The organism is Oleiphilus sp. HI0086, assembly GCF_001635225.1.
The window spans coordinates 1-901 of the sequence record NZ_LWFZ01000895.1 but is presented as its reverse complement, the minus strand read 5'-3'; the positions used below and the strand labels follow the sequence as shown (position 1 = coordinate 901).

The 901-nt window shown below is 43.4% G+C and carries 1 protein-coding gene; it reads left to right on the top strand.

The features are described 5' to 3' along the window. Positions 1–85: 85 nt before the first annotated feature. The gene (locus tag A3756_RS16155) at positions 86–730 is read left to right on the top strand and encodes a GNA1162 family protein (protein WP_068515871.1); all 645 of its coding nucleotides are present in this window, start codon (positions 86–88) and stop codon (positions 728–730) included. Positions 731–901: the final 171 nt, after the last annotated feature.

Genomic DNA, 901 nt, shown 5'->3' with positions numbered 1-901 from the left:
TATTTGTTGACGGCATTCTGACTCGCTCCAACATGCAAGACACCGCCTTGGAAGCATCTAACAGCCATCATAAGGAGAAAACAAAATGAAGGGATTCAAGTTCTTAGTTATTTCAATACTTGCTTTTGGAGTTTTATCCGGTTGTGCCGTTAAAGGTTATGACTACACGGCCCTTAAGCAAAGCAAACCGACCTCTATTCTGGTAATTCCACCCAATAATAGCTCTGTCGAAGTTAATGCACCCTATACGCTTATTTCCTCGATATCTGAGCCCTTGGCAGAAAAAGGCTACTATGTATTTCCTGTTTCAGTTGTCGATACTTTGTTTAAAGAGAATGGGCTCCCTACAACGGCTGAAATGAATACTATTCCCTTGGACAAAATTAGGGAAATTATCAACCCTGACGCAGTGTTATACATTGATATCAAGCAGTGGGGGCAGGAGTACCAAGTGATATCCTCAAAGACTGTCGTGGCTTCAGATTGGCGATTAATAGATGCCAAGAGTGGACAAATATTATGGAATGGCAGAGCCCAAGCTGTGAAGTCTTCAGGTGACGGCGGTGGCGGTTTGGCTGGTGCTCTCATTGGTGCATTAGTAGATCAAATTGCCGGCAGTATTGTCGATCACACACCTGAACTTTCTGCTATGGCGAGTAGTAACCTGGTCAATAACCAGCACTGGGGTCTACTTCCTGGGCCTTACGCACCAAAACCAGAAGAAAAGTAAAGATCAGGCAATAGCAATATCTAGAGTGCCTGGGTTTTGCCCGGGTACTCTCTCCTCAAGCCCCTCCATCAATCCTAAAAAGATAAGACAGCCCCAGAGTTTATTCTTACAATATCTTTGTTAGATTAGAATCAAACAAGAACAGTTTAATACCAGAGCCATTCAAGGTAT